We start from the raw sequence: 11,066 nt of genomic DNA, 5'->3' as shown, positions 1-11,066 counted from the left end.
AAGACGTTGCCACCCACCGCATTGGCCAGGTGAACGGCCGCCATGTTGACGCCGCCCAACAGCTTGCCGCTGCCATCCTGAAAACTGGCATTGGTACTCACCAGCACGATCGCGCCAAAGCCGATGATGAACGTGAGGATGTAGAAATAGCCAATCCAGGTGGTCGCCCAGAACACCGACTTGCGGGCTTCCTTGGCATTGGGCACCGTGAAGAAGCGCATCAGGATGTGCGGCAGGCCGGCAGTACCGAACATCAGCGCAATCCCGAACGAGATGGCAGATATCGGATCCTTGATGAAGTTGCCCGGACTCATGATGGAGTCCTTCTTCGCATGCACTTCTACCGCCTTGGCAAACAGCGCCTCAGGGCTGAAATGAAACTGGGCCAGCACCATGAACGCCATGAACGACGCGCCACCGAGCAGCAGACACGCCTTGATGATCTGTACCCATGTGGTGGTGATTCGGGGTAAACGCCTAACGGCATAGTGGACGGATACGCCCAGCGCCACCTTTGTCATTGCGGTCTGACTGACAAGTCACCACAGATGGCGTGATCCCTCAGCACTTGTCGCGGATGAACCTTCAGGAAAATGCGTGACGATGTCGAGAACAGAAGTGCCAGCGACCTAGTGCGACATCAGCACGGGCACGGTCATCGAGCGCAGCAGCGCCGCCGTGACGCCACCAAGCATCAGTTCACGCATCCGGCTGTGGCCATACGCCCCCATCACCAGCAGGTCAGCATCGAGATCGGCCGCGTGCGACAGCAGCAGCTCTCCAGTTTCGTCGCCGTGGTCAATGGTTGCTTCTCTGAGGCGCGCCTGCACGCCATGGTCCTGCAGCCACGTTTGCGCGTAACGTCCCGGCGAAGCCCAGGGGTCAGTCATCTGGTCCGGGTTCACGTATTCGGTGATCTCCACAGACGCCGCGCTGCGCAAGATCGGCAATGCATCGTGGATGGCGCGGGCACTCTCCGCCCCACCGTTCCACGCTATCAGCACGCGGCGCCCCACGCTGGGGAACGCACCCGTATGAGGCACGATCATCGCCGGGCGTCCACTGCGCATGATCATCTGATCGACAAAATGGCCATCGGTCATCGTCAGTGGATCGGCGGGATCAGCCTGCCCCAGTATCGTCAGGTCTGCCATACGCGTCTCGACAACCACCGCAGATGGCGTGCCCCAGTCCACTTCGCGCCATTGCGTGCGAATATCGACGCCCGCCGTTGCGCCCTCGAATGCCAGTTTCGCCCCCCTGCGCGCCTGGTCTTGCCACCGATTGAACGAAGCGACATAGCGGTCGCCATTCAACACGCCCTGAATCGCATTCGGATCGGGCCGGCCAGCGGCAAACAGGCCGATCAGCTTTGCGCTGTGAGCCAATGCAATCTGAGTGGCCAGATGCAGGCGTTGATGCAGTTGCCTGCTGCCATCCAGATGAACAAGGATGGTGGCGTAATTCATGGCGAAGCCTCCCCGAATACAGTTCGGCAGGAAACCCTTACGTCTGGCGGACGCGTGCGGACGTGGCCGCACTGCCCGCCTCGGCACCCTGCCCGTTCAGCATGAAGGCCATGCGGCCCAACTGGTCGTAGAACTCGTTGAATGCGGTCGATATGCCGTTCAGGCCGTTATTGATGACTGCGTTTGCTGGCAGCGGCTGTTTCTGGTCGATGGCGAGCCATTGGTCGCCGCACGCGCGACACTGTTCGAGCCATGCTCCCATGCCCTCGGTCATCAGCCGCGCATACTCGCCGATCAGCGCGCCTTGGTGCGCTGCGCTCTCGGACGCCACGCAGACCATTGACTCCTGCAAGGTCTGCCAGTCCTTCGCAGCAGAGACCTTGACCAGCATGGCGCGGCATGTCTTCAACTGCTCCTCCATCGTCTTGACATGGGACTTCAGTACGTCACGGCGCGCCTCGCCCAGCGCAGCGGACAGGCGGAAGGTATTTCCGAGCAGCGTTTGCATGGGGCCGAGCATGGGGTCGGCTTTTGATGCGGTATCCGTCATGACGTGCTCCTTCAGGCGGTAGGCGGTTGTTGTGTGCACGTGCTCCAGCCAAAGAGCCGGTACAGCGGGCAGTAACCGGCCAGGCCGGTCAGGAGCGGCACGACACCAATCCATCCCCATGGCGGGATGGTGCCACTCGCAGCCAACAGCAAGAGCACGATGCCGACCAGCATGCGCAGTGCGCGATCCACATTGCCTTCGTTCCGTTTCATGACACTCCTCCGTGAATGACCTTGTCTTCCCGCTGCGCCATGGCGCACGTTACTTGGACTGACTCTCGGTATAGGGCTCGAACTTGCTGGCGCGCGCCACATCGTCGGGCTGCGGACGTTCGTCGGGAAACTTCCCGGCGTCGGCCCGCCGCGGGAAGCTGCGTGGGCGCCACCATAGAGGTCGCCGCTCTCGGTGTTGTTCTTCTGTGCCGTGACGGACGATGCCGTCTACACCGCAACGGCAGCGAATATCATTGGTCCCAGTGCTTGCCTGCGCTTCATTTGCTCCCGCATCGGTACGTTTTAAGACTAGGACTACTTCCCGAATCAGGCTTGACGCATGTCAAGCTAAGGCAGCCGATCGGCGCAAAGTCTCACACGTTCGCGAAACCGACCGCCCCCTGACCGAGCGATGCAGCAAGCCGGAGTGGCGCCTCTACCGGCTCGCCCGGCGCGCTGGCCATGTCGACAAGCCGCGCCGTACCGCGCGTAAGCGTGCCGGTCTTGTCAAAAAACAGGATGCTGGCACGCGCCAGCCACTCCATGGCACCTCCGCCCTTCACGAGCACGCCGTGGCTCGCGCAACGCGACAGTCCAGCCACCACGGCAACCGGTACGCCCAGAATCAGCGGACATGGTGTGGCCACGACCAGTACGGCCAGCACGCGCAAGGCGTCGCCGCTCCATAGCCAACTGGCACCCGCGACGGCCAGCGCCACAACGATGAAGAACAAGGCATAACGATCGGCGAGGCGCGTCAGCGGGCTGCGTTTGGCCTGTGCTGCCGCCACCATGCGCAGAATTCCGGAAAACGTACTGTCCGACTCCGTCGCAAGCGCAACCATCTCCAGCACGGACCCGGCATTCAGTACACCGCTGCAAACGGCTTCCCCCGCAGCCCGCCGCCGGATTGTGGCTTCTCCGGTGAGCGCAGACTCATCAAGATCGCCAGCGCAGGCCAACACGCCGTCGACGGGAAGCACATCTCCATGCCGCACCATGAGCCGGTCGCCTGGGCTAACCTCACTCACGCCCACGCACACCCAGTTACCCTGCTCCTGTCGAATCGCCTGGCGAGGTGCATGCCTGAGCAGTGCGGTCATCTCCCGTTGCGCGCGGAACTGCGCGTAGTCCTCCAGCGCACGGCCACTCGCCAGCATCAGCGAGATAACGGCCGCCACGAGAAACTCTCCAAGACTCAGCGCAACCACCACCGATGCCAGGGCCAGCAGATCCACGCCGGCTTGCTTGCGAAACACGGACTTGACGCTTGTGACGGTATGCGCGATGACGTTGGGCAACACCCCGAGCAGCCAGATGCCGTCAGCGACGGCGTCCCCGAACCACGCCCGCGCGGCAAATCCGCCCGCAAGCGTGACGGCCGAAATCGCTGTTCCGGCGCTATTGAGCATTCTGGCACCCGACATCCTGATCGTGCCCCCTTTACATGACAGCTCGCGCCCTCCTCAGCGCGGATCGACTGGACTGACCTCCGTGCCGACGGTCTGAAAACCAGGCGTGACCGCAGCAATGCGCCCTCCCCCTGTCGATGCCCGCCTACTTCTTACTCTGTCCTTCTGAATACGGATCGAACTTCCCGGATCTCGCCACGTCATCGGGTTGCGGGCGCTCGTCCGGGAATTTTTTCGCGCCGGAAGACGCCGGCTGCTCATGTATGCCGTCAGTGTAGGGATCGAACTTCCCGGAGCGTTGTGTCGATGACTTCCTGGCGTCCTTTGCCGGTGCGGCCTTGCCCGTTGCCGCATGTGCGCCGCCATAAAGATCACCGCCATCGGTGTAGTTCTTCTGCGCATGCGCAGCGGATACGGCCAACGCACTCATGACCACCGCAGCCATCGCACTCGGTGCAAGTTTTCGTTTCATTGCAGCTCCTTCACAAGACAGTCCGTTCCTGCATTCAGCGTAGGAATTCTGACCGTCGGGACCTTGACGCATATCAAGCGAGGAGAATCCGAGCAATCTAGCCTTGAGTTGGGAAGACTTGCATCCCAATGATCCCAACTACCCGTCACGCGCCATGAACGACATTGCTGTGATTTTCTACTCTCGTAGCGGCACCACGCGGCTGGCTGCCCAAATGCTGGCCGATCGCCTGGACTGCCCCCTCTTTGAAGTCGAGGACGCAGTCAGTCGCGCTGGCTTCCGGGGTGACCTCCGATGCGTCATCGACAACCTTCTGCGTCGGCATGTGCCCTATCGCTACGCTGGCCCACCCTTGTCCGAGTACGCCAACCTGGTCTTCATGGCGCCCGTCTGGATCGGTCATCTCGCCGCACCGATGCGCAGCTTCCTGAGGGATCAGCGCCCATTCACGCGGGGTGTGGCCGCCGCCGTGATGGCTGCGCGAGGCGGGTTCCGCGCAGCCGAGGAGATTGCCGAGGCGCTGGGTCGTCCACCGCATCCCGTGATAGTGCTGTTGCAGCGTGACGTCGTCAGCGGAGACGCACGAGCCGACATCGATGCGTTTGCAACGGCGCTGATTTCCCAGCCGACAACCGATCCCGGCGTCTCCCGGCGCCCCGCGTGGCTCTCGCCAAACGAAGCCTAGCTTGCATGCCGCTACGGGCGCGCAGTACTGAGCAGGCCGCTGCCTTCCCGCCGCCGTTGGGTTGATTTGTGCCACGTCAAGGGCCAGATCCCCGGGTCTTCTAGATTGCAACATGCAGGGCCATCTTTCGATGACCCTGCATGACCTAGGCAGGAGAATGGAATGAAAACAGACATGGAAATCAAGCAGCTTATCGATGAAGAGCTCGACTGGGATCCTCGCGTAGCTGCCGCCGGAATCGGTGTCGAAGTACACCAAGGGGTCGTGACCCTCGCCGGCCACGTTGGCACATACTCGGAGAAAATTGCCGCGGAGAGCGCCGCCGAGCGCATAAGCGGGGTCAAAGGTATCGTGGTCAAACTTGAAGTGTCGCCGAAGTCTACGCTGGGTGACGAGGCTGTCGCGCTGGCGGCCCGCAACGCGTTGCAGTGGTATGTGCATGTGCCGGCCGACAATCTGCACGTGGAGATCGAAAAGGGTTGGATTACGCTCCGTGGCACCGTCCAATGGGGCTTTCAGCGCCGAGCGGCGGAAAACGCGGTCAGCCATATCCGCGGCGTTGTTGGTGTATCGAACCTGATCCGTGTTGTGCCGAAGGTCGTGCCGGAGGCAATTGAAGGAAAGATCGAATCCGCGCTTCGGCGTCATGCGGAACGCGAAGCCCATCACATCTCCATCAAGGCAAACGCCGGCGTCGTCACGCTGGAAGGAACCGTCGACTCGCTGGCCGAGCGCCGAGCCGCTGCCGGCGCCGCATGGTCTGCGCCGGGCGTTTCCGAAGTGGTCAACAACCTCCGCATCCGATAACCGAAATGGCATACGTCAACGCCTCCCTCGAAGAGCGAATGCGCGCGTGTGCCTACATGTTCTGGTTCGAGTCCTATCTTGGTGCGCCCGAGTTTCCTGCGTCCGAAGGGCTGATTCCATTGGATCCGATGCTGCGTCAGCGATACATCGCCTATCAGGACCGCTGTTATCGCCGGTGGCTGCAGCACGCGCTCAGCCTTGAGGGGAACGTCAAGGCATTCGAGGCCGCCTGCATCGCGGTGCGCGCGGGCTGGTTCGGCAAGTGCGACATACTGATGCGGGTTCGCGGATGGGCAAGCGCCATCTCTGAGCCACTGCAGACCGAACACCCGGCTGGGCCGCCACGTGCTACAGCCCGGTCATAATTCGATTAACATCGATATCAAACGGATATCACACGGGCCGCTGCGCCAGCAAAAAACTAGTCTGGCGCGGCTCAGATCAATGGGTCTCATGCAGCAGCAAACCGACGGTCATCGCGACGCTTCCGCCAGCGCCTCGTCGGGAGCAATCCCATGCGTGCGCGGCTCCTCCCTGACCAGAAGCACCGGCACGGCGGAGGCTCGCGCCAATGATTCGGCAACGCTTCCTAGAAATACGCGCTTCAGTCCGTGACGCCCGTGGGTGCCCACCACGACCACGTCGGCATGGGAGGTGTTGATGCGCTCCAGGATCTGCCCGGCGACATCACCCAGACCGATGATGTTATCGACTAATGTCGTCGTGCACTTTACGCCGGCCTGTTCGGCCGCGCCTGAAGCGTCGCGCAAGAGATTCTTACCGTACTCCAACAGTTCCGGAATGATATCCGCTCGGACACCGTAACCGCTGTCGTACTGCAAGAACGAGTAGTCAATTACGTGCACGACTTCCAGTTGCGCGCGGCATGCCGCCGCGAGCCGGATCGCCTCAGTCAGCGCACGCAAGGCGCAGGCGCCACCGTCAACAGCGACAAGAACATGGTGATACATCAACCGTCTCCTGATCCATTCGCCCGACAAGCTTTCCATCAGATGCAGCGTGTCTCCGGTGGCGCCGCACCATCGCTGGCAACGGCATCAACGAAGGTGATGAAGGTTTGCGTCGAATTCCGCTGAGGTCTGCGTGCAATAGCGGCGCATGCCCGGCAGACCACGGGGTTGTAAAGCTGTCCTCCGTAAGGCCCGGATGTTGGCGGGCCACGTCCTCGGTGACACTCAGCGCCAATACCTGTGGAGCACGTCTTGCTGCTCCTTCGTCAGCACCGCCTCCATGCGCTTGTGTGCATCGACTGTCGAGTCATACATTTGGCTGCGCAGCTTGCCGATGGTCTTGTAGGCGTCGTCGATGGCGGCCTCGTCCGGCTTTTGTGCGCCGTAAAGGTCGCGCAGCCGCGCCTGCTGGTCCATCATGGCGCCTACGGTAGTCCAATGCGCCTTACGCGTGTCGTCGGCGATGCGATTGATCTTCGCGCGCTGTTCGTCAGACAGGTTCATGCCCGGAATGCGCGTCCAGTGCTGCGCACCCATGCCCATCCCGTGGCCCTCACCATAGCCCCCCATCATGCCGGGACCCATACCTCCCCCTATCATGTCGGGGCCCATGCCGTAACGGCCATACATCCCATAGCCGGGCCCACGCGTGCAGTCGTTCGTGCCGCGCGCTGCCGGAGCGGGCGGCGCCGCCATCGCCACGATGGCAATCGACGTGAGACAAAGGCCAACGGCCTGCCGGATAGCGGACTTCGATGTGTAATGCTTGGACATGACGTCTCCTAGCGTTGGCAATTGCGGTCACCGACTGGCCGCCCGGCGTTGGCGCCCGCATAAGGCAACCCCGCTTCGATGGGCAAGGTCATGTCCCTCGACCACTCGTTCCACGATCCGAGGTAGAGGCGTACGTCCTGTATGCCGGCCTCTTCCAGTGCCACGAACGTGTTCGACGCACGAGCGCCTTTGAAGCAGAACACAACAACGGGCGTATCGCGGCGAATTCCCACCGTGGCGCATTCGGCCAGGATTTCCTCGGCCGACTTGAACCGCGGCCCCGTGGCAGACGGCTTCATCATGCGATACCACTCGATCCAGACGGAATGCGGGATGCGACCTTTGCGGGGACAGAAGTCTTTGCCGTACGGCGAGGAACTCGCGCCGATCCACTCGTCGACATCACGCACGTCGAGCTTCACGATGCGCGGGTCGTCGACGATGCGCTTCATTTCCGCCAAATCCACGAGCAGACCGGTGTCGTCGTCCGTGATGGGAAAGGTCGCCCTGACAGGTGTGAAAACCTCGGTCGTGCTCGGCAGGCCTCCCGCACTCCACGCCTGGTAGCCACCATGCAGTACCTTGATCTTGTCGCGCGGATAACCCAGATATCTGAGCAGGATGTATCCGCGGCACGATTGGCCGAACCCCGTGGCCATCGCTTGCTCGTAGACGACTGCTGTTTCATTGCCTGACAAGCCCGCTTTGCCGAAGGCCGCCGCAAAGGTAGCGCGCAGCGCCCTGAGGCCTTCGGGTGTGGTGGTTGCAAGATAGGTGAATATTTCGTGGATGCTCACCGCGCCCGGCAAAAGCGCCTCCGCATAATGGGCCGCATCTCGGGTATCGATTAGCACAACCGCCTCCGATCGAAGTGCTTCGTCGAGTTCGGCAGGAGAAATGAGTACGCTGTCACGCATGGTGGGATCCCTTCTTCGGTATGGGGACGCGACGTCCGTACGGCCGGGAACCGTACCGTGTAGGAATGGCTTGACGGCCAAGGCTTTGCGTAGCGACCTGTCAGTTCCGATTCTGGGATAGCAGGCAGGCCTGTGGTTGATTTGTGTCAACCCAAGCTCGACCTATGATCAGCCCACGCTCAAACGCTCGCCACACCCGATTTCGCCTGTTCGATCAGCTCGAACACCATCATGCCTGCGAGCATGGCAAGGACGAAACCAGCGGCCTTCGGATATCCCGCACCCAACGCCACCAATGCGGGCCCCGGGCAGAAGCCCGCCACTCCCCAGCCGATTCCGAAGGTGGCACTGCCGAGGATCAGGCGCCATGTGATCGACGTGTTGGAGGGCCACTGCATCGGCAGCCCGAGCCAACAACGTGTGCGGCGCCGGGCGAAAAAAAACCCCAGCGAGGCCAGCACGATCGCGCCGAGCATGACAAAAGCGAGCGAAGGGTCCCACACGCCGGCAAGGTCCAGAAACGCCAGGACCTTGGCAGGGTTCGCCATGCCCGACATCATCAGGCCGAGTCCGAATACCAGTCCGGCTATCCACGCAGTGATCATGCCCATCTCAGGCTCCCAGTAGATGACGTTTTACGAAAACGGTCAGGAAGCCCGCTGCCATGAAGGTGAGCGTGCCGACAATTGATCGCGCCGAACCGCGCGAGATGCCGCACACGCCATGCCCGCTTGTACATCCGCTTGCGTATCGTGTGCCGATGCCTACGAGAAAGCCGGCCACCAGAACTTGGGGCCAGCCAGCCTCGATGTCGGCAACGGGAGAATGGCCCGCAAAACGGCCCAGTACGGGTGCGCTCAGCAGCCCAGCAAGGAAAGCAATACGCCACCCCATGTCACGGCGCGTCACGCCCAGCAATCCGCCCAGGATACCGCTAATGCCGGCAATGCGGCCGTTGAAGAGAATCAGCACCGTGGCCGCCAAGCCGATAAGCAGGCCGCCGCCGAACGACAGTAACGGAGTGAAATGATCAAGATCCAGCGTCATGATTTCCCGAATCGGTAATTCGCCCCTGCGCTGCGGCATATCAAGAAGCACGAGCGGTTACCGCAGGCGCAATCGGCTCGTGTCGAGGTGCGACCTCCCAGGCGCCAAGAATATACAGCAGCGTCGATTACCGCTGCCAGATGCGTCCGGCAGGACCGCGAATTGGCTTTACAGCCGAGACCCAGGCATATGTCACCGGCCGTGCGCGGATTCGCCCTTCACCAGAATGACGGGGCACGGTGCATGGGCGATGACACGGCCCGCCACGGAGCCGACGATGGCATCGAAAAATGCTCCCCGGCCGTGGGTGCCCATCACAATGGCTGACGCATCGACGGAACGTGCTAGCTCGACGATGCGGTCGGGCGCGAAGCCGGTCAGCGCGTGCTGCTCGAACGATACGCCGCCGAGGTTGAGGATATCGGCGGCCGAGCGCAAAGTCCGGCTGCTTTCGTCCGCGTGCCATGCGGCCAGCTCGGTGGCGCTAATGTATGACTTCACCTCACCCGACACGTCCGGCATGCAATGAACCAAGTGGACAAGCAATGGACCCTTGAGCAATTCTCCGGCGGCCACAAAGTGCGCCGCCGCATCGCTGTACGTTGACCCATCAGCGGCAAGTACGATGGATTGCATGGCAGGCTCCTTGAGTCGAGAACGGCAACGTGCCGCACTTCACTGAGAATGGGGTGTTGTCGCGACACGGTGATTCTTTGGTCCGTCGCGTCGGTCCCGTGTTGAACAGATAGGTGACGAATTCTGCCGGAATTTGGTCTGGATTAAGGGATACGTGGTCTTCGTGTGGTCCAGGGTAGCGGTGTCGTTCCGATCGTCGGATCATCGGCATGCCGGAATGGATGCGTCCAAGAGCAATTTCAAGGGACAGGAGGATCATCCTTCATCCCGACCAGAGAATGCCGGCGAAGGATACCTTGGTCGTCGAAGACCAGGACCAAGCTGTACTTAGCGGTCGATGCGGCTTCCCTGCGCCGCATCGGCACATAACCCTACTTATTGCGGTCGACTTGATAGATCATGACGCGACCACCTTCCCACACCGCGCTTGGCTCGGCCAGTTTCATGTACACGTCCTCCCGGGTTGTCACGCCGTCCTGCAGGAACGTCAGAAGCTGTGGATCGCCTGGCGGATAGCTAGCGCAAGCGGCGAGTATCGCCAATAGGATCACGATGGCACTTCGACTGGCCCAGATCGTTTTCATCATCAATCATCTCTTTTCAAAGCGTCCGGCACCGCAAACTGTGCCGCCTCGCCGCAATCCTCGTGTCACTCAAAGCTACATACCGAATCGAAAGTGCCCACTGTGCAGCAGAACGTTGTATGCCCCGGTCATCTCGAACAGGCCACGGGCCATCGTCTCGATGGCCCCCCTGTGCTTTTGATAGGCCACGAACAAGTCTTCCGGTCGACATGATCGCGCGCCGAAGTGGTCCTCCAGGGCTTCGGCGGTAATGCCATAACACGCTTGCGCGCCATTTACGCGCGCTTGGCACTGAAGGCTGGGGCCTGCCGAGCAGTAAGTCGGCAACATTCCTGAAAACTCGATTGCGCTCATGATGTGTTCGGCGATACGTAGCCGTACCCGGAGACGTCACCTTACCTAGCCTAGGCGTTAGCCCAATCGGTGATTTGATTCATCGCAAGGGCGCATGGATCGCGCCACGCCACGCGAGGGTTGCGCGTCTTTGTCTCGTGGTGAGCAGCATCGACCCCGCAACTGATACCGTTGGC

Annotated in this window: 16 protein-coding genes and 1 pseudogene; 3 read left to right on the top strand and 14 right to left on the bottom strand. The window is 61.4% G+C overall.

Annotation, left to right across the window (positions count from 1 at the left end):
* The 6 genes and pseudogenes from FFS21_RS25190 to FFS21_RS25165 form a co-directional block, all read right to left on the bottom strand.
* Positions 1–458, bottom strand: a pseudogene (locus tag FFS21_RS25190) (sodium:solute symporter family transporter); the annotation flags it as partial.
* Between the two features lie 171 nt (positions 459–629).
* Entirely contained in the window at positions 630–1,469 is an 840-nt protein-coding gene (locus FFS21_RS25185) for a universal stress protein (protein WP_137927430.1), read from the bottom strand.
* Between the two features lie 37 nt (positions 1,470–1,506).
* Positions 1,507–2,019, bottom strand: a complete 513-nt coding sequence (locus FFS21_RS25180) for a hypothetical protein (protein ID WP_137927429.1) — start codon at positions 2,017–2,019, stop codon at positions 1,507–1,509.
* Between the two features lie 11 nt (positions 2,020–2,030).
* A complete protein-coding gene (locus tag FFS21_RS25175) occupies positions 2,031–2,231 on the bottom strand; it encodes a YgaP family membrane protein (RefSeq protein WP_137927428.1) in 201 nt (66 codons plus the stop codon).
* A gap of 374 nt (positions 2,232–2,605) precedes the next feature.
* The gene (locus FFS21_RS25170) at positions 2,606–3,643 is read right to left on the bottom strand and encodes an HAD-IC family P-type ATPase (protein WP_349304727.1); all 1,038 of its coding nucleotides are present in this window, start codon (positions 3,641–3,643) and stop codon (positions 2,606–2,608) included.
* A 145-nt stretch (positions 3,644–3,788) separates the two neighbouring features.
* On the bottom strand, positions 3,789–4,115 hold the full coding sequence (locus tag FFS21_RS25165; RefSeq protein WP_137927426.1) for a hypothetical protein: 327 nt from the start codon (positions 4,113–4,115) through the stop codon (positions 3,789–3,791).
* Between the two features lie 103 nt (positions 4,116–4,218).
* Here FFS21_RS25165 and FFS21_RS25160 point away from each other — a divergent pair, with 103 nt between their 5' ends.
* The 3 genes from FFS21_RS25160 to FFS21_RS25150 all read left to right on the top strand — a co-directional run bounded on the left by FFS21_RS25160 (position 4,219) and on the right by FFS21_RS25150 (position 5,972).
* Positions 4,219–4,800 carry a flavodoxin family protein gene (locus FFS21_RS25160; protein ID WP_249359636.1) on the top strand — a complete coding sequence of 194 codons (582 nt, stop codon included), beginning with the start codon at positions 4,219–4,221 and terminating at the stop codon, positions 4,798–4,800.
* A 162-nt stretch (positions 4,801–4,962) separates the two neighbouring features.
* Entirely contained in the window at positions 4,963–5,607 is a 645-nt protein-coding gene (locus tag FFS21_RS25155; RefSeq protein ID WP_137927425.1) for a BON domain-containing protein, read from the top strand.
* Between the two features lie 5 nt (positions 5,608–5,612).
* Positions 5,613–5,972, top strand: a complete 360-nt coding sequence (locus FFS21_RS25150; protein ID WP_137927424.1) for a hypothetical protein — start codon at positions 5,613–5,615, stop codon at positions 5,970–5,972.
* A 108-nt stretch (positions 5,973–6,080) separates the two neighbouring features.
* Here FFS21_RS25150 and FFS21_RS25145 read toward each other — a convergent pair whose 3' ends face one another.
* The 8 genes from FFS21_RS25145 to FFS21_RS25110 all read right to left on the bottom strand — a co-directional run bounded on the left by FFS21_RS25145 (position 6,081) and on the right by FFS21_RS25110 (position 10,890).
* Positions 6,081–6,617 (bottom strand): universal stress protein, encoded by a 537-nt coding sequence (locus tag FFS21_RS25145; RefSeq protein WP_249359634.1) that lies wholly within the window; start codon positions 6,615–6,617, stop codon positions 6,081–6,083.
* Positions 6,618–6,803: 186 nt separating this feature from the next.
* Positions 6,804–7,352, bottom strand: coding sequence for a Spy/CpxP family protein refolding chaperone (locus FFS21_RS25140; RefSeq protein WP_137927423.1), 549 nt, complete (start codon positions 7,350–7,352; stop codon positions 6,804–6,806).
* Positions 7,353–7,360: 8 nt separating this feature from the next.
* On the bottom strand, positions 7,361–8,269 hold the full coding sequence (locus FFS21_RS25135) for a sulfurtransferase (RefSeq protein WP_137927422.1): 909 nt from the start codon (positions 8,267–8,269) through the stop codon (positions 7,361–7,363).
* A 179-nt stretch (positions 8,270–8,448) separates the two neighbouring features.
* On the bottom strand, positions 8,449–8,880 hold the full coding sequence (locus FFS21_RS25130; protein WP_137927421.1) for a DUF6691 family protein: 432 nt from the start codon (positions 8,878–8,880) through the stop codon (positions 8,449–8,451).
* Between the two features lies 1 nt (position 8,881).
* Positions 8,882–9,316 carry a YeeE/YedE family protein gene (locus FFS21_RS25125; RefSeq protein ID WP_137927433.1) on the bottom strand — a complete coding sequence of 145 codons (435 nt, stop codon included), beginning with the start codon at positions 9,314–9,316 and terminating at the stop codon, positions 8,882–8,884.
* Between the two features lie 192 nt (positions 9,317–9,508).
* Complete coding sequence (locus tag FFS21_RS25120) at positions 9,509–9,952, bottom strand: universal stress protein (RefSeq protein WP_137927420.1); 444 nt, start codon at positions 9,950–9,952, stop codon at positions 9,509–9,511.
* 371 nt (positions 9,953–10,323) lie between these two features.
* A complete protein-coding gene (locus FFS21_RS25115; RefSeq protein ID WP_137927419.1) occupies positions 10,324–10,539 on the bottom strand; it encodes a hypothetical protein in 216 nt (71 codons plus the stop codon).
* 72 nt (positions 10,540–10,611) lie between these two features.
* Positions 10,612–10,890 (bottom strand): DUF1488 family protein, encoded by a 279-nt coding sequence (locus tag FFS21_RS25110; protein WP_137927418.1) that lies wholly within the window; start codon positions 10,888–10,890, stop codon positions 10,612–10,614.
* Between the last annotated feature and the right edge of the window lie 176 nt (positions 10,891–11,066).

The organism is Cupriavidus sp. 2SB (assembly GCF_005503625.1).
Classification (GTDB): domain Bacteria; phylum Pseudomonadota; class Gammaproteobacteria; order Burkholderiales; family Burkholderiaceae; genus Cupriavidus.
The sequence above is the reverse complement of the archived record's forward strand: the minus strand, read 5'-3'. Positions and strand labels throughout refer to the sequence as shown.